General features: G+C 73.2%; 14 protein-coding genes. 3 read left to right on the top strand and 11 right to left on the bottom strand.

Annotation, left to right across the window (positions count from 1 at the left end; genetic code table 11):
• Positions 1-423 precede the first annotated feature (423 nt).
• From BS80_RS14430 to BS80_RS14450, 5 genes are all read right to left on the bottom strand, one after another.
• Positions 424-1,356, bottom strand: a complete 933-nt coding sequence (locus tag BS80_RS14430; protein ID WP_083974720.1) for a FadR/GntR family transcriptional regulator — start codon at positions 1,354-1,356, stop codon at positions 424-426.
• A gap of 272 nt (positions 1,357-1,628) precedes the next feature.
• A complete protein-coding gene (locus BS80_RS14435; protein WP_035797638.1) occupies positions 1,629-2,498 on the bottom strand; it encodes a hypothetical protein in 870 nt (289 codons plus the stop codon).
• Between the two features lie 4 nt (positions 2,499-2,502).
• Positions 2,503-3,705, bottom strand: a complete 1,203-nt coding sequence (locus BS80_RS14440; protein ID WP_051966622.1) for an ABC transporter ATP-binding protein — start codon at positions 3,703-3,705, stop codon at positions 2,503-2,505.
• A gap of 190 nt (positions 3,706-3,895) precedes the next feature.
• On the bottom strand, positions 3,896-4,639 hold the full coding sequence (locus BS80_RS14445) for an NUDIX hydrolase (RefSeq protein WP_035797639.1): 744 nt from the start codon (positions 4,637-4,639) through the stop codon (positions 3,896-3,898).
• Between the two features lie 80 nt (positions 4,640-4,719).
• Entirely contained in the window at positions 4,720-6,849 is a 2,130-nt protein-coding gene (locus tag BS80_RS14450; RefSeq protein ID WP_332262172.1) for an amylo-alpha-1,6-glucosidase, read from the bottom strand.
• Positions 6,850-7,353: 504 nt separating this feature from the next.
• Here BS80_RS14450 and BS80_RS14455 point away from each other — a divergent pair.
• Positions 7,354-8,667, top strand: a complete 1,314-nt coding sequence (locus tag BS80_RS14455; RefSeq protein WP_035797640.1) for an alpha/beta fold hydrolase — start codon at positions 7,354-7,356, stop codon at positions 8,665-8,667.
• 372 nt (positions 8,668-9,039) lie between these two features.
• Here BS80_RS14455 and BS80_RS14465 read toward each other — a convergent pair whose 3' ends face one another.
• Positions 9,040-10,545 carry a DUF4192 domain-containing protein gene (locus tag BS80_RS14465; RefSeq protein ID WP_051966623.1) on the bottom strand — a complete coding sequence of 502 codons (1,506 nt, stop codon included), beginning with the start codon at positions 10,543-10,545 and terminating at the stop codon, positions 9,040-9,042.
• Between the two features lie 205 nt (positions 10,546-10,750).
• Between BS80_RS14465 and BS80_RS14470 the strand changes: the two genes are divergently transcribed.
• Together BS80_RS14470 and BS80_RS14475 are read left to right on the top strand one after the other, a co-directional pair.
• A complete protein-coding gene (locus BS80_RS14470) occupies positions 10,751-12,982 on the top strand; it encodes a RecQ family ATP-dependent DNA helicase (protein WP_083974726.1) in 2,232 nt (743 codons plus the stop codon).
• Positions 12,983-13,323: 341 nt separating this feature from the next.
• Positions 13,324-13,923: a hypothetical protein gene (locus tag BS80_RS14475; RefSeq protein ID WP_232246602.1), complete on the top strand. Its 600-nt coding sequence runs from the start codon at positions 13,324-13,326 to the stop codon at positions 13,921-13,923.
• A 91-nt stretch (positions 13,924-14,014) separates the two neighbouring features.
• Here the strand turns inward: BS80_RS14475 and BS80_RS43840 are convergent, their stop codons facing one another.
• The 5 genes from BS80_RS43840 to BS80_RS14500 all read right to left on the bottom strand — a co-directional run bounded on the left by BS80_RS43840 (position 14,015) and on the right by BS80_RS14500 (position 18,895).
• Positions 14,015-14,443 (bottom strand): hypothetical protein, encoded by a 429-nt coding sequence (locus tag BS80_RS43840; RefSeq protein WP_051966624.1) that lies wholly within the window; start codon positions 14,441-14,443, stop codon positions 14,015-14,017.
• A 348-nt stretch (positions 14,444-14,791) separates the two neighbouring features.
• A complete protein-coding gene (locus tag BS80_RS14485; protein WP_035797643.1) occupies positions 14,792-15,484 on the bottom strand; it encodes a ribonuclease HII in 693 nt (230 codons plus the stop codon).
• Positions 15,485-15,563: 79 nt separating this feature from the next.
• Entirely contained in the window at positions 15,564-16,505 is a 942-nt protein-coding gene (locus BS80_RS14490) for a carbohydrate ABC transporter permease (protein ID WP_035797645.1), read from the bottom strand.
• Entirely contained in the window at positions 16,502-17,509 is a 1,008-nt protein-coding gene (locus BS80_RS14495; RefSeq protein WP_035797646.1) for a carbohydrate ABC transporter permease, read from the bottom strand. The genes BS80_RS14490 and BS80_RS14495 overlap by 4 nt, the downstream gene beginning before the upstream one ends.
• Before the next feature lie 57 nt (positions 17,510-17,566).
• A complete protein-coding gene (locus BS80_RS14500; RefSeq protein WP_232246488.1) occupies positions 17,567-18,895 on the bottom strand; it encodes an ABC transporter substrate-binding protein in 1,329 nt (442 codons plus the stop codon).
• Positions 18,896-19,146: the final 251 nt, after the last annotated feature.

Raw genomic sequence — 19,146 nt, forward strand, 5'->3', positions numbered from 1 at the left:
TACCGGACCGCCCGAGAGGGCGAGGAAGGATCACGTGCCACAGGGCACGACGTCGGTTCCGACCGGCTCGGACTTGAGGACTGGGTTTGCAGAACGCTGGGTGTGTGGGACGGCAGCAGCGCCGCAGACCAACACAGCATTCTGACATGGCGCGGTATTCCGGAGCTGCTTCCGCTCCGTACATATCGCTGCCGCTCCCCAAGTGTTACGCATGCCGCTCGTGGCACAGGTCACACGCCGTCGTGCAGGTGATCCACTTCGGCCCGATCCGGCTGCGCAGCGGCCTCCGGCGCGGGGTCCGGGCCCGCAGAGCGGCCCGCAGAGCGTTCCGGAACGCCGCGAGCCCTCCGGTTGCCGCCGCGGCTTCGCGCGGGACGACCGGAGGGCTCTGCTCGCTCCCAGCGGGTCCGTGGCCGTCCCCGCTCAGTGCTCGCGCGGGGCCGGCACCGAGTGCTCGACGTCCGGGTGGACGGCCGTGAGCAGCGAGCGCATCGCCGCCTCGGCCGCACTGCCGTCACCGGTACCCAGCGCCTCGACCAGGCGGGCGTGCACGCTCACGGAGGAGTCGGAGGGGCGCTCACAGGCGGTGGCCGGGCCGCCGGAGACCTGCAGCGAGGAACCGACGATGCTGGCGAGGTGCTCCAGCATGCGGTTGCCGGCCATCTGCAGGACCAGGCTGTGCAGCTCCGCGTCGGCGCGCGAGAAGGTGATCAGGTCACCCTGCGCCGCCGAGTGGGTCATGATCTCGGTCATCTCGACCAGCCGCTGCTGGACCTCCTCCCGGCCGTGGCCGGCCGCGAGACGGGCGGCCAGCGGCTCGATCGCCCAGCGCATCTCGAACAGCTCGCGGCGCTGCTCGTCGCGCTGCGGGCCGAAGGCGCGCCACTCGATGATGTCGGGGTCGAGCAGGTTCCAGTCGCTCACCGGGCGGACCCGGGTGCCGACGTTCGGCCTGGCGCTGACCAGGCCCTTGGCCTCCAGCACGCGCAGCGACTCGCGCACGACGGTGCGCGAGACCTCGAAGCGCTGGCCGATCTCCTCCGGGACGAGCGGACGGTCGGCGCCCAGGTCACCGGAGACGATCATCTGGCCGAGCTGCTGCACGAGCTGTCCGTGGAGCCCGCGGCCGCGGCTGCTGGTGGTCTTGCGGCCGACCCGGGAGAGGTCGTTCTCGCCGTCCCAACGGGGGACGGGCGGGGTGGGCCGATCGGCGTAGGAAAAGCGGTCGAGCTCGCCAGCGCCGGGGGCAGCGGCCTCGGCGGGGCGAGCGACGGTCATGGCGGGGTGCGCAAGGGTACTCACAGGTCCTTTGTCGGCGATCGGCGGGTCCGGCTTGAGAATTCTCGTGAAAAGCACACGAAAGGGTGATCGCCCATGACTGGATAATTGACTTCTTATCAGGAAGAAATGGCCATACCGGTCATGCCTGGTGGGAGAGTTGGCGACGCGGGCCGCTCAGCCGCCACTGCTCGGCCGTTCTGACTGGCAGTCAGTGCGATTGCGCGGCAGGGCTGTTCGAATCCGAATCTCCCTTTGCCCCCGGCAGGCACCGGGCCGACTGGCCGAGCAGGGCGGGCGGGCGGGCGCGCGGTCGGGTGGTCGGGCGGTCGGGCGGTCAGGCCGCTACGTCACAGCGAGCGGCGACGCACCTGCGCCAGCAGGCAGCCCAGCATCAGCAGGGCGACCGGGGCGAGCAGGGCCGCCACGGCGAGCGGGTCGGCCAGCTCGAACAATGAGGCGAGGGGGCCCGACGACAGCGACGCACCCGCCGATCCCACCGACTCCGCCAGCCCGGCCGGCCGGAGCCCGCTGCCGGCGCCGTAGAGCCGGTCCACGCCGTACTGGAGCGGAAGCGCCTCCCCGGCACGGACCGCCCACCCCGCCCCGGCGCGCTCCGCCAGCGCCGCCGCGACGGGCTCGACCAGGGTCGGCAGCGCGCAGAACAGGATGATGCCGGCAGCGGCACTGCGGGTCAGCGCGGCGGCCAGCAGTCCCGTCCAGCCGGCCGCGACCACCACGGCGGCGAAGGTCACCAGCACCAGGAGCGGGCGCGGATCGGCCCGCAACAGCGTCGGCGCGTAGAGGCGGGCGGCCGAGGTGCCCGGCGGCAGGGCGAAGCGGACGACCACGGCGTCCACCGCCAGCGAGAGGGCGGCCAGGAGTGCCGAGACCACGGCGTTGACGGTGAGCTTGCCCGCCAGCAGGCGCAGCCGGGTCAGGTAGCGGACCTGCGAGGCCGCCAGGCCCGGGTGCCGGACCTCGTGGGCCGGGGCGAGTGCGCCCAGCGCCCCTGCTGCCAGGGCGGCGAGCGGGATCGGCAGCAGTGGCAGGGCCGCGGTGATCAGGCGGGTCCCCTCGGTCACCGACAGTGGCCCGGGGGCCGCCTGCCGAGAGGCCACCGCTGCGACGGCCGCGTCGGCGAGCAGCGCGGCGACAAGGATCAGCCAGGTCGAACGGAGGCCGAGCAGCCGCCGCCCCTCGTAGGCCAGGACGCGCACAGGGTCACCCGTTCCAGTGGTCGGGCCCGGTCAGGGGCTCGGGGATGAGGTCGGTTTCCGGGCCGTGGGCGGATCCGGGGGAGACGGCGGGGGCAGTGTGAGCAGTGGGGGCGACGGCGGTGGCGAGCGGGAACGCGACCGTGGCGGTCGATCCCCCGGCGGATTCGGGGCGGGACGAGTGCGGGTGCGGCTGCTGGTGCGACGTCGGGGCTGGGCTCGCGGCCGGAAGCTCGCGGCTCTGGCGCGCCGCCCCGACCGTCGCCACCGGCTGCGTCGACGCCAGCAGCTGTACGGCAGGCGGCGCCGCGCTGCGCGCCGCGGTGACCTGTTGGGCCCGTGGAGCCGGCTGCTCCACGACCCGGTCCGCCAGCTCGTGCAGCAGAATTCCGCTGCGGTAGGCCAGCTCCCCGATCTCCGTACGCTCCAACCCGCTCACCGCGATGCCCGCGCCGCCGTCCTGCCGGACCTGCGCGCCCTGGGCCCGCACCAGGTCGGCGAGGCGCGCCATCTGCGGACCGCGCACTGCCACCTCCGGGTGCAGCCTGGTCCGGCGGAAGTCGCTGATCGGCTGGTCCGCGACCATCCGTCCGTCGTCCAGGGTCACCACCCGATCCGCCAGGAGTGCGGCCTCCTGCGGGCTGCGTGTGGTGACCAGCACCGTCCCGCCACCGGCTGGGAAGGCCCGCAGGAAGGCGTGCAGCCACTCGGCGTTGCGCGGTGAGAGGCCTTGGGTGGGGGCGTCGAGCAGCAGGGTGTTCGGCTCGCCCAGCAGGGCCACCGCAAGCTCCAGGCGGCGGCTCATGCCCGGCGAGAACGATCGCAGGCGGTGGTCGGCCACCGTCGCGAGCCGGGTCTGTTCCAGCAGTTCCTCGGCCCGCCGGGCCGGCGCGCCGACCGCGGCGGCGAGCATCCGCAGGTGGCCGCGAGCCGTGCGGCCCGGGTTGCCCGGCGCACCGTGGCCGGTCGGGAGCAGCACACCGACCTCGCGCTCCGGTCGGCGCAGCCGGCGATAGGTCCGTCCGTTGAAGAGGGTCACGCCCTGGCCCTGCTCCAGTTCGAGCATCAGGCGAAGCGCGGTGGTCTTGCCGGCGTCGGTCGGCCCCAGAAGTGCCGTGACGCTGCCGGGCCGGACGTCGAAGCCGAGGTCGAGCAGCGCCGGACGACGGCCGCGGCGGTAGGCCTTGGTGAGGCCGTTGACCTGGATCATCACTGGCTGCTCCCACTTGCTCGGCTGCCCTGGCGCGGGACGGCACAGGTCGCCCCGGTCCCAGCACCCTAGGACGGGCGGGGGGAGAAACCGGGCATTGCGGAAGCGGCACGGGCAACTCGACGGCCCGCCTCACCCGATCAGGCGACGTCGGGTCAGCCTGCGGTCACGAGTCCGGTCACGAGTCCGGTCACGACTCCGGGCGGAGCATCGGCGGGTTGAGGACGGTCGCCCCTCCGGCGGTGAACAGCTGTGCCGGGCGGCCGCCCTGACGGGTCGTGGTGCCGCCCGAGGGGACCAGGAAGCCGGGTGTGCCGGTGACCTTGCGGTGGAAGTTGCGCGGGTCGAGGACCACACCCCAGACCGCCTCGTAGACCCGACGCAGCTCCCCCACGGTGAACTCCTTGGGGCAGAAGGCGGTGGCCAGCGCGGAGTACTCGATCTTGGAGCGGGCCCGCTCGACGCCCTCGGCGAGGATCAGTGCGTGGTCGAAGGCGAGTGGCTCGTGATCCGCCAGGGCGGGGCCGAGCAGATCGCCGACCGGTGCCCAGCGGGCTCCGCGGGCGTCGCCACCCGGCTTAGGGGTCGGCAGGTCCGGCGCCAGGGCCAGGTGCGCCACGCTCACCACCCGCATCCGCGGGTCGCGCTGCGGGTGCCCGTAGGTGGCCAGCTGCTCCAGATGCGCGCCGGAGCTGCCCTGTCCGGGCGTCGCGTGGGCGCGCAGGCCGGTCTCCTCCGCCAGCTCGCGGGAGGCCGCCTCGCCGAGTCCCTCATCCGGGCGCACGAAGCCGCCGGGCAGGGCCCAGTAGCCCTGGAAGGGCGGCTCGCCTCGGCGAACCAGCAGCGCGCAGAGCGCGTGCTCCCTGACAGTCAGCACCACCAGGTCGACCGTGACTGCGAATGGGGGGAAGGCCGACGGGTCATAGCGCGACATAAGGGCGATCATAGTCGTCTTTCTGACGATAAGCACAGAGGTGCGCAACACCGTGAGATCGCGACAAGCCCGGGCCGGTGTCAGCGAGCTCCCAGCTGGAGGTCGGGGGAAGCCTCCTCGACCACCGCCACACCGATCCGGCTGATCCTGACCGCGAACGGCTCGCCCGCCACCCGCAGCCCGGAGAGCTCCAACTCCCCCACCGGCGCCGTACTGGCGGGCCTGACCACCACGCGGCGGGCCGGCACGTCGGGCCGCACACCGGCCAGCGCGAAGACCGCGTGCGCGGCGGCGGCCGCCGAGACCGCGGCCGGCCGGCAGGCGGCGGGATGCGGAACGGGCGGGCAGTCCGGCAGCCGCTGCTCCCCCGCGTACATCTCGGGGAGCCGTCCGCCGCTGTGCGCGGCAGCCGCCAGCAATCCCTCCAGCAGTGCGCCGGCCTCGCGTTCGAACCCGGCCTCCGCCAGCCCGGACACCGCCATGGCGCTCTCCTGGACCCGCACGGCCCCGCTCCGGTGGCCCAGCGGGTTGAACCGTGCCGACTTGGAGCTGAGCGTTCGCAGGCCCCAGCCGCAGTCCAGCTCCGGCGCCGCCAGCCGTTGTGCCAGCAGTCTCGTCTGCTCACGGTCCAGGAGGCCCGGCAGGGATTCGCCCTCCGCCGCCAGCCCGAGGTCCAGCAGATGGACGAAGGAGGCGGCCACGGCGGACAGCGTGCGGTCGTCAGCGGTCAGCGCGGCGGCCGGTCGGCCGCCCGACAGATCGTCGACCCAGAACCGCTCCCGGAAGCGGCCGCGCAGGCCCGCCGCCCACTCCCGCCACTGCGCCCCGCCGGGGCGCCCGAACGCGTCCAGGAGCTCCGCCCCGTGCAACGCGGCACGGTGTGCCTGGGCCTGCACCTCGCAACGGGCGGCCGGAGGGTAGCCGGCCCGGTCGTCGGGCGACCGCCCCAGATCGGTGACGAAGCCCTCGACGACGCTGCTCTCCGCTGTCGCCCGCAGCGCGCCCAGCGCGCGCTCGGCGGCCGGGAGCAGCTCCAGCACCTCCTGCCGCGGCAGCCCCCAGCGCCAGGCCTCGGCCAGCACGGTGACGAAGAGCAGGGTGGCCTCAGTGGCCGTGCAGGAGGGCGGTAGTTCCGGACCGGCATGGCGAAGTGCCCCGGGGACGATGCCGTCCGCCCGCCCGAACGGCCCTGGCCCGCTCTGCTGACGGCGTGCCAGCGCTCGCAGCGTGCCGCCGGCCAGCCGGGTGCCCAGCGGGAGGGTGTAGCGGGCCGCCCAGAGGGCGTCGGCGGCGGCCAGCCCGAATCTCCACGGCGCACCGGACGCCGCGTACAGATCGGTCGGCCGGTCGGAGTCGGCGAGCAGCAGGCCGCCGAGCGAGTCCAGTGAGCGCCGCACGAGCAGCTCGGCGCGTGAGTCGTCACAGCGGATCGCCAGGTCCGGCCAGGGCAGCGGGACGCCCGCTCCCCGACCGATCGGCGGGCGGGCCACCGTCGGCGCGGTCTCCAGCTCCACGTGCAGCTCGACGGACCAGCGGGCCCCCGGCTGAATCTCCAGATCCCAGCGCAGCACACCCGCCCCGGCCAGCACGGCGTGCGGCGAGGGCCGGGCCGAAACGACGGCGCCGTAGCCACGGCCGGACCAGCGCAGCCCGGCCGACTGGACCTGTCCGGCGACGTCCGGGGAGCGCTGCCCGGCCGCGATCTCGGCAAGGTTGCCCAGATCCGTGCCGAGCGTGATCTCCAGAGGGAGGCGGGCCGGCCTGCTGCCCGCGTTGCGGACCGTGATCGTCTCCACCCCGTCGGCGTGCCGCAGGCGCTCCACCGTCAGCGCGGGATCGGGGTCCAGATCGCCGGGGGTGCGCACCGCGGCGAGGAACCGCGCCTGGGCCGCGGAGGAGAGATCCCCCTGCAGGGCCAGCGGCTCGATCCCGCCCAGCCTGAGCTCCACCCGGCTGAGCATGCGGATGCCGGAACGGAAGAACCCGTGCAGCCCCTCGCCGCGCAGCTGCCCGTCGGGGCCGGATGCCGCCATCGCCGGGGCGTTGACGCAGAGCACGTCGCCGTGGGTGGAGACGGGCTGCCGTCGTGCCTGCGCGGCGGGACGGACGGGACCGGCGGCCACGGGCTCGGGACGCCCCTGGGTCGCGGGCCGGGACCCGCCGACCGTCTCGGCCGGCATCGCAGTCTGTGCTGGCCTGGGGGCCGTCACCGGGATCTCCTCCTGTCGGCCGGCAGGGCGGGCCCGTGGGCCGCGGCTGCCGTGCGTCGTCGTGCGCTCGCTCGGATCCTCCCGGGCGGTCCACCTCGGAGCACCGGGGTCACGGTATGGCAGATCCGGACGCACCGGGTGCCCGCTCTCCCGCACGCGGCACCCTCGTGCGCTGCGGCCTCGGCGGTGCCCCGCAGAGTGAACGCGGTGCACCGGGCGCAGGTCACGCCCAAGGCGACGGCGGCTCGGATCGGTAGGCCGTGCGGTTCGACAGACGCCGGTTCTCGGTACCCGTCGCTGTGGCGCAAAGACGCTGGCTGCCGGGTCCTGACGGCCCCGGTCCGGCGCACTCGGCGTCAGGATACGGTGCCGGGGTGGCGCCACCTCCGTCGGAACGACCTCCGACCGGCGCCTGGGGCCGCCCGTGAACAGCGCGGGCGTCGCACCCGGCGCAGCCGGCCCGATGCGACAGCCCAGCAGATCGAGCACAGACCGAGGAGCTTCATGTCCGTCGTCAGCCGACAGCCCGGGATCGTCCTGACCGATCATCTGTTCCAGGTACCCCTGGACCACCAGGTACCCCAGGGTGAGCAGATCGAGGTCTACGCACGGGAGGTCGTGGCGGCAGGCAAGGAACGGGCCGACCTGCCGTGGCTGCTCTACCTCCAGGGCGGACCGGGCGGGAAGGCCAACCGGCCCTTGGGGCGGGACTCCTGGCTGGACCGTGCGCTGGACGACTACCGGGTGCTGCTCCTCGACCAGCGCGGCACCGGCCGGTCGACCCCCGCGACCCGGCAGACCCTCCTGCTGCGCGGCAGCGCGCAGGAGCAGGCGGAGTACCTCGCGTTCTTCCGGGCCGACTCGATCGTCCGGGACGCCGAACTGATCCGGCGCCAGCTGATCGGGGAGCAGGGCCAGTGGAGCCTGCTCGGTCAGAGCTTCGGTGGCTTCTGCACGCTGACCTACCTCTCGCTCGCACCCGAGAGCCTGCGGGAGGCCATGGTCACGGGCGGTCTGGCCGGGCTGCGGAGCAGCGCCGCTGACGTGTACCGGGCCGCCTACCCCCGGGTCGCACGGAAGAACAAGGGGCACTACGCCCGCTACCCGCAGGACGTCGAGGCGGTCCGCCGGATCGCCGAGCACCTCGCGACATCGGCGGCCCCACTGCCCGACGGCGGTCTGCTGACGGTGGAGGCCTTCCAGGCGCTCGGCCTGCTGCTCGGCTCCGGCAGTGGCTCGGACTCGCTGCACTACCTGCTGGAGGAGGCCTGGGTCCGCGGCAGCGCGGGACTGGAACTGTCCGACACCTTCCTTGCCGGGGCCCAGGCGAAGCTCTCGTACGCGGACGGGCCGCTCTACGCCGTGCTGCACGAATCCATCTACGGGCAGCGTTCCGTCGACCCGGGCGCGACCGACTGGGCCGCTCAGCGCGTCCGGAGTGAGTTCCCGGAGTTCGACGCCGTGCGGGCGCTGGAGGCGGGGAGCCCGGTGCACTTCACCGGGGAGATGATCTACCCCTGGATGTTCGAGACGGACCCGGCGCTGCGCCCGCTGCGGGGGGCCGCCGAGCTGCTCGCCCAGCGCACCGACTGGCCCGACCTGTACGCGCCCGAGGTACTGGCGACGAATCAGGTACCGGTGGTGGCAGCGGTCTACCACGACGACATGTACGTGGACACGGCCGACTCGCTGGCGACGGCCGACGCGGTGCGGGGGCTCCGGACCTGGGTGACCAACGAGTGGGAGCACGACGGGCTGCGGGTCAGCGGCAACCAGGTCCTGGACCGGCTGATCCGGATGTCCCGCGGCGAGCTGTAGCGGCCGCGCGCCGAACGGGGGACGGGGAGCGCGGTGGCGCGCCGCCCCGACCGGCGGCGGCGCAGCCGCTTGGGCCCGCGTGCCACCCGGTGCAGCCACGCCCGGCAGCGCGTCTGCGGGGCCGGTGGGGCGAGCCGCAGGAGGGCGGGCACCCGGGCCCGCAGGGTTGGAGCGGGTCCGGTCGGCGGGTTCGGCACGGGTGCCGCTACACCTGCGGGCCCGGGTGGCTGCGGCGACCGGGGCGGCTCGGGGAACCGCACCGGCGGGAAGCGCCGAAGGCGTCGCGCGCCGAGGCGCGCGGGGCGGCGCGCGCCGGGGAGAGCTGCCCTGCGGTGCCATGAGGCCGGTGCGGGCTGGCGGAACGTGGTCATCTCAGGCTCCGATCGAGGTGTCGTGGATGCTGCGAAGGCTTTGCCGCCCGCCCTGGCGCTCCGGCCGTCCCAGACAGCCGGCGGCGCTCGGCGGGGCGTCCGAGCCGGGCGGGCGGCCGAACTCGCCGGGGAGCCGGGGCGGTGGCGGGCTCCCGCCGGAGCGCTGACCGGGAATACGCGGGCCGAGCGCCTGCGTGGCCGAGGTGGTCGGGCTCGGCGGCAGCGGCCCGCCCGACTCGCCGGAGCGGGTGGCGCTGTCCGGATCGGTGGAGCCGGGTCGGCCGGAACCGTCCGCGGGGGCCCGTGAACCGTCGCCGCCAGGGACACGGCCGCTCGGCCGCTCCGGGCCGTCCGCGTCTGCGGAGCCCGGAGCACCGGGCCGGGAGCGCCGGGAGCGCTCGGCCCGGACGGTCTCCCGGAGCTGATCGGGCTCCAGACCGCCGTTGAGCGAGTGGTAGAGCAGTTGGGCGAGTGTGTAGTCCTGGTCCAGATCGAGCGCCCTCGCCAGCACCACCCGGCTGGTGGCGCTGTCGCCGGCGAGCCAGGCCGTCCAGGCCAGCAGCGTCAGCGGCGCGGCCGCGCAGTCCTGGAACGGCGGAACGCAGCGCCGGGCCAGGAACCGCCACAGACGCTGGGCGTGGGCGAGTTCCTCCGGTTCGGCGTACTCCGCCGCCCGGTCCCGGCTGATCTTGTCCTGCAGGCCGAGAATCAGGCGCGCCGTACGCTCGTCGTCCAGCAGCAGGGCTCCGGCCTGGAACTCGGCCATCACCTCGTCGAGCAGGCGCCCGGTGCTGTCGAGCAGCCGGTCCCGGCCGTCCCGCTCACCGACTGCCGCCCGCAGGGCGTCCGCCCGGTGCTCGAGCGCCGTGCGCTGCCGCTCGGCGACGGGCCCGGTGACCGGCCCGAGCGCGTCCGTGATGGCCCTGCGGCTGCCGCGCGGCGCCAGGCCCGCGAAGGTCGCCGCAGCCACCGCCACCCCCGGGTCCTGCCCGGAGTGGACGGGCGTCCCCGCCGGATCGCAGCAGGCCGGATCCAGACAGAGGAACGACCGCCAACGGCCGTCCGAGAGGCAGAGGGCCTCCTTCACCGGGAGGTCCTGGGCCCGGAAGGCCCCGACCAGAAGATCGGCCAGCGGGCGCAGCGCACTCGCCACCGGGAGCGCGCCGGGCGTCGAATCCCGGCACAGGTACAGCAGGACGGCCGCCGGGCGGCGGTCGCGCTCCTCGGAGAGCTCCAGCAGCAGCCGGGCGCTCTCCTCGGCGATGAAGGGCCAGCTCAGCGGGGCGTCCGGGATGTCGAGCCGGATCACCCCGCCCTGGCGGAAGGACGGGCCCTGGAGTCCGACGGCGACGATGCTGTCGTCGGGGTAGAAGCCCAGCAGGTAGGGCAGCATCGCGGCCATGTCGGCCGGACTGCGCATCTTGACCGGCAGCCCACCGGAGAGTCGGCCGGGGAGCCGGCCGGGGCGTTCAGCGCGGAACGGGCGAGTGGTGTCGTCGTGAGTCATGACGGAAGAGTGCGACCGATTCGGCCGCGCGGTCCGAATCTCTTTTTTCCTGTGGAAAACCGCCTCCCTGGGGACAATCACCAGCACCCACATGGCCGTACACGCCTCCGAACGGGTGAGTCGCCCCGCGCCTGCGCGCCCAGTTGTCCACAGGTTCGGAGCAGCGGTTGGCCTGCTGTCCGCCGCACGCTGTTTCATGGACCCCATGGACCAGCCCGAGCCGCACGCCACGTCCCCCGCCCCAGCCGCCTCCGCCCCAGCCTCCGCCGACCTCGCTCCCACCCCCGCCGATCGTGCGGCGGCCCGCGCCCGCGCCGAGGCGGTGCTGCGAGAACTCGCCGGCCCCGCGGCCCAGCTGCGCGAGGACCAGTGGCTGGCCATCGAGGCGCTGGTCCTGGACCGCCGCCGGGCGCTGGTCGTCCAGCGCACCGGTTGGGGCAAGTCGGCCGTCTACTTCATCGCGACCGCGCTGCTGCGCGCGGCCGGCTCGGGCCCGACGGTGATCGTCTCGCCGCTGCTCGCCCTGATGCGCAACCAGGTGGACTCCGCGGCCCGAGCCGGTATCCAGGCCCGCACGATCAACTCCGCCAACCCGGAGGAGTGGGACGAGATTCAGGCCGAGGTCGCGGCCGGCTCGGTGGACATCCTGCTGGTCAGCCCCGAGCGGCTGAACAACCCCGACTTCCGCGACCAGGTGCTGCCCAAGCTCGCCGCCTCCACCGGCCTGCTGGTGGTCGACGAAGCGCACTGCATCTCCGACTGGGGACACGACTTCCGGCCCGACTACCGCCGACTGCGCACCATGCTCGCGGAGCTGTCCCCCGGCGTCCCGGTGCTCGCGACCACCGCGACCGCCAACGCCCGGGTGACCGAGGACGTCGCCGAGCAGCTGGGCACGGCCGGCTCCGACGGCCGTGCCCTGGTGCTGCGCGGCCCGCTGGACCGCGAGAGCCTGAGCCTCGCCGTGCTCTCGCTCCCGGATCCGGCACACCGCCTGGGCTGGCTGGCCGACCACCTGGACGAGCTTCCGGGTTCGGGCATCATCTACACCCTCACGGTGGCCGCCACCGACGAGGTCACCGACTTCCTGCGCGGTCGAGGCTTCCCGGTCGCTTCGTACTCGGGCCGGACCGAGGACGCCGAGCGGCGCAGCGCCGAGGCCGATCTGCTGGCCAACCGGGTCAAGGCCCTGGTGGCCACCTCCGCGCTGGGCATGGGCTTCGACAAGCCGGATCTGGGCTTCGTGGTCCACCTCGGCTCGCCCGGCTCCCCGATCGCCTACTACCAGCAGGTCGGCCGCGCCGGGCGCGGGGTGGACCGGGCCGAGGTCCTGCTGCTGCCCGGCCGCGAGGACGAGGCGATCTGGCGCTACTTCGCCTCCCTCGGGTTCCCGCCCGAGGAACAGGTCCGCCGCACCCTCGCCGCCCTGGAGGAGGCCGGCCGGCCGCTCTCCACCGCGGCCCTGGAGGCCCGGGTGGACCTTCGCCGCGCCCGTCTGGAGACCATGCTCAAGGTGCTGGACGTCGACGGCGCGGTCCGCCGGGTGCGCGGCGGCTGGCTCGCGACCGGCCAGAGCTGGGCCTACGACGGCGAGCGCTATGCCAAGGTGGCCCGCGCCCGCGAGGCCGAGCAGCAGGCGATGCGCGAATACGCGACCAGCGACCGCTGCCGGATGGAGTTCCTGCGCCGTCAGCTGGACGACGAGGAGGCCACCGCCTGCGGCCGTTGCGACGTCTGCGCGGGTCCGCGACTGAAGCCGGACGTCTCCGCCGAGGCGCTGGACGCCGCCCGGGCCGCCCTGGGCCGCCCTGGTGTGGCCTTCGAGCCGCGCAGGCTCTGGCCGACCGGCATGGACTCGCTGGGTGTGCCGCTCAAGGGCCGGATCCCGGCCGGCGAGCAGGCCCAGTCCGGCCGTGCCCTCGGCCGGCTCTCCGATATCGGCTGGGGCGGCCGGCTGCGCACCATGCTGACCGCCGGCGCACCGGACGCCCCCGTACCGCCCGACGTGCTGGACGCGCTGGTCACCGTGCTGGCGGACTGGGCGCGTGGCCCGGGCGGCTGGGCCGGGAGCGGCCCGGAGACCGCCCGGCCGGTGGGCGTCGTCACGATGGCGTCCGCCTCCCGGCCCGAGCTGGTCGCCAGCCTGGGCGCCCGGATCGGGGCGATCGGCCGGCTCCCGTTGCTCGGCCGGGTCGAGTACGCGGACGGCCGCGCGCCGCAGGGCGCCCGGAGCAACAGCGCGCAGCGCCTGCACTCGCTGGCCGGGTCGCTGGTGCTGTCCCCCGGGCTCGCCGAGGCCCTCGCCGCCACGCCCGGGCCCGTCCTGCTGGTGGACGATCTGGTCGACAGCGGCTGGACGGTCACGGTGGCGGCCCGGCTGCTCCGTCGGTCCGGCGCCGCAGCCGTGCTGCCCCTGGTGCTGGCGGTGCAGGGGTAGCCAGGGGGAGGGAGGGACGAGGGAGGCGAGAGCGCGGGGCGAGATTCCGTCGGCGCCCACGGCTGCCGCTTCGTGAGATTTCGGCGGCCTCGATACCCGGATGAGGGCGGGCCATCTGGGGAATATATCCAACGGACACAGACCTTTTGGGCGGGATTCGCCAGTGCGTCGTTGCCGCTGAGGCCCATCTGACGTGACAATTGCCCGGTACCCCCGAGCTCGGTCCTCCGGACCGCGTCTTCGGCGTACGCACGCGCCCGCACGCTCCGCGGGCCCTGGGAAGGAGGAACGTGAGTCACGGGATCGACCGCGACCGGCTCCCCTCCGTCCCACGGCGGAGCATCGATCTGGAGAGCTGGACGAACACGGCGGTGCCGCCGCTGCGCGATCCACGCGACCTGGTCAGCGAGTTGCACCAGCGCCATCTGCCCCCGCCGGGCACCAGCGTGGTCGCCGTACTGGACGGTGACCACCGGGTGGTGGCCTCCGCCTCCGTGACGACCCGCCCCCATGTGACGGACGGCTGGCACCACCGGAACGCGATCCTCGGCCAGCTGCGGCGGGTGATCCCGCACGACCTTCGACTCGTCACACCTCGGCGGACCGCCGTGCTGCTGCGCTGCCGCGAGGGCGATCCCGGTTGGACGGAGGAGGACGGCGCCTGGATGTGGGCCCTGCGCGACGCCTCGTCGCTGCACGGTCTGCGGTGCGGTGCGTACGTGGCCATGACCCCGGCCGGCTGGCAGGCCTTCGGCGACGACCGCGTGGGTCGCACCCCGCACGCCGGGTCCTGGGCCGAACGTCCGGTGCGGGCCGTCTCCGCACTGCCGACGCGGGGGATCGACGACGGGCGTGCCGGGCAGGAGATCGCGCGTTCCGCCTGGGCCTGGTACCCGGGAGTTCCGTCCGAGTCCGAGCACGTACGGCGCGCCGCGCACTGAGTGCGGGGGCGGGGGCGGGGGCGGGGCAGCAGCAGCTGACCCCGGGCAGACCCGACGGGTCGCGCCGCGCCACCGACGCGGCGCGACCCGGTCAGGCCCGGACGGACTGTCCGCCGACGGCCTGGTGTCCGGCCAGTCCCGCCGTGGCGCCGCAGACCAGCAGCAGCGCACCCGCATGGGTGAGCGCCTTCTGCAGCGCCTGTGTCGCACGGGCCGCCGACGCACCGTCGAGGACCAGCACGACGACCTCGCGGCGGAACGAGCGGGAGGTCGCCAGGTCCGCGTAGAAGACGTCGGTGCCCTCGGCCAGCTGCGCCCAGTAGTGCTGCTCCCCGAAGGAGAGTTCGTGCTGGTGCCACGGATGCGGCGTGCTCGCGGTCAGCACCAGGATGTCGCCGGGGTCGCGCCCCGACTCCAACAGCTGGTCGACCGCCTCGTCCGCGCGGTCCAGGGCTGCGGCCGGGGTGGACGGCAGCAGTTGGACGGTCGGGCCGGCCGGGGCCCGGCGCGGTCCGGGCATCGGGATCTGCGCCGCACGCGGACCGGGCCGCGGCGGGCCGGGGCGCGGCGCCGCGGGGCGCGGCGGTCCGGGCCGGGGCCCGGGGACGGCAGCGCCCGCAGGGGCGGGGTGGACAGGGGAAACGCCGCCGGCGGCAGGCGTGCTGGGGGCTTGTGCGTCCGACTCGCGGGGGAAGGGAACGCCGGGGCCCGGGATGCTCTCGTGAATCTCCGGCTCCTCGGGGAAGACAGGCATACCCGGATATCTATCAAATGCCGGTCGGCTGCGCACGGGCGCCCCACCTGTTGGACGCCCCGCAGACGACTCGATCGGCGCAGCGCACCGGCACCGACCTGCGCTGACCGTCCGTCAAAAGCCCAGCGTGAGCTGCTCGCTGCCGTCGGCGGCGGCCGGCAGCTCGCGGATGATCTTGAGATGCCGCCACTGCGGCAACGCGTCCAGGTAAGCCCAGGAGAGCCGGTGGTACTCGGTCGGTCCGAACTCCTCCAGCGCGGCCCGGTGCACCGGCGACGGGTAGCCCGCGTTGTCCTCGAAGCCGAACGCCGGGTACTGCGGCGCGAGCTCGGCCATCACGCCGTCCCGGTGCACCTTGGCCAGCACCGACGCCGCCGCGACGCAGACGCAGCTCTGGTCACCCTTGATCACCGTGCGCACGTTCCACGAACCGCCGAGGTAGTCGTGCTTGCCGTCCAGGATCACCGCATCCGGACGAACCGGCAGCGCCTCCAGGGCCCGCTCGGCCGCGAGGCGCAGCGCCGCCGTCATGCCGAGTTCGTCGCACTCCTGGGCGGAGGCGTGGCCGAGGGCGTGCGCGGTGACCCAGTCCTCCAGGACCGGGGCGAGCTGGTTGCGGCGGCGCTCGGTGAGGAGCTTGGAGTCGGTCAGCCCCTCGGGCGGGCGGCGCATGCCGGTCACGGCGGCGCCCACGGTCACCGGCCCGGCCCAGGCGCCGCGCCCCACCTCGTCCAGGCCCACCACGACGGTCGCTCCGGCGCGGCGCAGGGAGCGCTCCACACTGTGGGTCGGCGGGGTGTACGGCATGGCGGGCGGTCCTTCGCGCAGAGGGTCGGGCGTTCGCTTCACCCTACGGCGGCCGGACCGGTCACCGCGCCGGACCGGGTCAGCCCTTGACCGAGCCGGCGAGCAGGCCTCGCACGAAGTACCGCTGGAGACTGAAGAAGACGATCAGCGGAATGATGATCGACAGGAACGCCCCGGCGGTGAGCAGCTCCCAGCGCCCGCCGAACGATCCGGAGAGCTGCGCCAGCCGCACGGTCATCGGCGCGACGTCCGGGGTGCCGCCCGCGAAGGTCAGCGCCACCAGCAGGTCGTTCCAGACCCAGAGGAACTGGAAGATCGCGAACGAGGCCAGCGCCGGCGCGCAGAGCGGCAGGACGATCGACCGGAAGATCCGGAAGTGCGAGGCGCCGTCCACCACCGCCGCCTCCATCAGGTCCCTGGGCAGCTGGGAGATGAAGTTGTGCAGCAGGAAGATCGCCAACGGCAGCGCGAACATGGTGTGCGCGAGCCAGACCGGCAGGTAGGTACCGGCCAGGTCGAAGGACGGCAGGACGGTGAACGAGCCGAGGTGGGCGCCCCCGGAGAACAGCTGGAGCAGTGGGATCAGCGCCATCTGCAACGGCACCACCTGCAAGGCGAAGATCACGAAGAAGAGGGTGTCGCTCCCCCGGAACCGCACCCAGGCCAGCGCGTAGGCGGCCATCGACGCGAGCACCAGTGGGAAGACCGTCGCCGGGACACTGATGGCCAACGAGTTGACCAGGTACGGCATCAGCCCGCCGCTGACGCCGAACCCGCCCTCGAAGAGCACCGTGTGGTAGTTGGAGAGCACCAACTCGGGGTGGGTGAAGACGTTCCACCATCCGCTGTCGGCCACGTCCTGCTGGTGGCGCAGCGAGGTGGCCAGCAGGCCGAAGGTGGGAAGCGTCCAGAGGACGGTCACCACGACGACGAAGAGCGAGCCGAGCGGGCTGCTGAAGGACCGGCGTACGGCCTTCACCGCAGGCAACGGCACGGTGACCGAGGACGTCTGAGTACTCATCGGGTGGTCCGCTCCTTGCGCAGCTGGACGATGTTGTAGGCGACCAGCGGAAGCACCGCGAGGAAGAGGATCACCGCGAGCGCACTGCCCCGCCCGACGTTGAACTGCACGAAGGACTGCGAGTACATCTCGTTGGCGAGCACCTGGGTGCCGAAGTTGCCGCCGGTCATGGTGCGCACGATGTCGAACGCCTTCAACGTGACGATCATGACGGTGGTGAGCACCACGACCAGCGTGGTGCGGATCATCGGGACCGTGACGTACCAGAACAGCCGCAGGCCGCCGGCCCCGTCCAGCCGGGCGGCCTCGGTCACCTCGTCCGGGATCGCCTTGATCGCGGCGGAGAGCACCACCATGGCGAAGCCGGTCTGCACCCAGACCATCACGGCCATCAGCAGGAAGTCGTTCAGCGGGTGGTCGAGGATCCAGTTGGGCGGGTGTTTCCAGCCGAGCCGGATCACCACCTCGCTGAGCAGGCCGATCTGCGGCTGGCCCGCCTCGCGGGCCTCGTAGACGAACTTCCAGATGATGCTCGCGCCGACCAGCGAGACCGCCATCGGCATGAAGACCAGCGACTTGTAGAGCGCCTGCCACTTCATCCGCTCCACGGCCAGGGCCAGGGCCAGGCCGAGGCCGGTCGCCACCACGGGGGCGACCAGCAGCCAGAGCAGGGTGTTGAGCAGCACCTGGTGGATCGAGTCGGTGGTCAGCGCCCAGCCGTAGTTCTTGCCGCCGAGGAAGCGGGTGCTGTCGTCATTGCGAAAGCTCAGGTAGACGGTGCGGATCAGCGGCGCCACCAGCCCGACCAGGAGCAGCAGCACGGCGGGGCCGAGGAATACCGCGATCGCCGTGGGCCGCCCGAACCGCCCGGTCGCCCGGCCCGCCACGAAGAAGACCACCAGGAGGATGCCCAGGAAGCCGGCGATCGCGCCGAGGCTGTTGCCCAGCTTGATCGCGGCGTCGTTCCAGGCGGAGTCGGCGAGTTGGGCGCCGGAAAGGGGCATGCGCACGGTGTCCTTCCTGCGACGGGCCAGGGACGCTCAAAGGGCGAACGGCGCGGGCTACTGCGGCCAGGCCGCGTCGATGTCGGCGGCCACCCGCTGGATCGACTGCCCCTCGGCGAACCAGGCCGTCAGCGACTTCCACTCCTGGCCCGCACCGACGGCCGCGGGCATCATGTCCGAGGCGTCGAAGCGGAAGGTGGCAGCCGGGTCGGTCAGCGCGGCGGCCGACAGCTGGTCGATCGGGTCGGTGTAGAGGCTCTTGTCGACCCCCTGGTTGGCCGAGACCCACCCGGTGGCGACCTTGATCCTGCTGCTCGCCCAGTCCGCGGTGGACAGGTAGTTCTGCACCGCCTGGACCTCCGGCCGGCTGGAGAACGCGGCCACGAACTCGCCACCGCCCTCGACCGGGTTGGCGACCGCCGGGTTCACCGCGGGCAGCTGGAAGGCGAAGACGTCACCGTCCGGCGCGACCTTGGTGGTCTTGGGCCACTGCGCCTCGTAGAACGAAGCCTGTTGGAGCATCCAGCACTTGTTGGTCAGGATCGGCGCACCGGCGTCCTGGAAGGTCGTGGTGGCGATCGACTTCACGTCGCCGATACCGGCGTTGACCCAGGCCGGGTTCTGCATCCAGTCGGCCACGGTGTGCATCGCGGCGCTGATCGGCGGATCGCTGAACTTGACGGTGTGGTTGACCCACTTGTCGTAGACGTCACCGCCCTGGCCGCCGAGGACCACCTCCTCCAGCCAGTCGGTGGCGGGCCAGCCGGTGGCCGTGCCGGAGCTGATCCCGCCGCACCAGGGCTTGCTGCCCCCGGCCTTGGCGATCTTGTCGCTGAGTGCCATCAGGTCGGCCCAGGTCTTCGGCACCTGGTAGCCGGCCTGTTGGAAGGCCTTGGGCGAATACCAGACCAGCGACTTCATGTTGGCACTCATCGGGGCCGCGTAGAACGTCCCGTTGACCGAGCCGTAGGTCTTCCAGACCGGGCTCCACTTGTTCTCGTTGTCGACGGTCTGGGCCGGCGGTTTGACGACCTTTCCGGTCTTGACCATCTGGGCGAGCAGACCGGGCTGCGGAATGATCGCAAGATCGGGTGCGTTGCCGCCGGCCACCCGGACCGGGAGCTGGGACTCGAAGTCGTTGGAGCCCTCGTAGGAAATCTTGATGCCAGTACAAGTACTGAAATCGGACCAGGACTTCTGCAGTGAGTCCGACTCGGGACTGAGGATCGAGGCGAACATCGTCACCTTCGTCCCGGCGTGCCCGGCGTAGGGCTGGTACTTGGCGCAGTCGCCGGTGAGCGTGGCGGTGGCGCCCTGATGACCGTCCGACGAGGAGCTGTTGGAGCAGGCGGCGGTGAGGGCCAGGCCCAGAACGGCCGGGGCCACCAGTAGACGATTGCGGAGCCGAACACTCTTCAAGATCTTCAAAGCGCTCTCCTGCGGCCTGGTGGAGACGAGTTGGCGCTGCGCTGAACCGGAGATCGAATGCCGTCACTGGCTTGAAGACGTTAACGCACCCGCCCCCCGAGGTGAAGGGACACGTTCAGGTTTATCCATCGAACCGTGGGCCGAAAACAGCGCAGCGCGGGAAGTCGAGGAAATCGACTTCCCGCGCTACCGGCACAGCACCGGACGGA

It is taken from the genome of Kitasatospora mediocidica KCTC 9733, assembly GCF_000744225.1.
Classification (GTDB): domain Bacteria; phylum Actinomycetota; class Actinomycetes; order Streptomycetales; family Streptomycetaceae; genus Kitasatospora; species Kitasatospora mediocidica.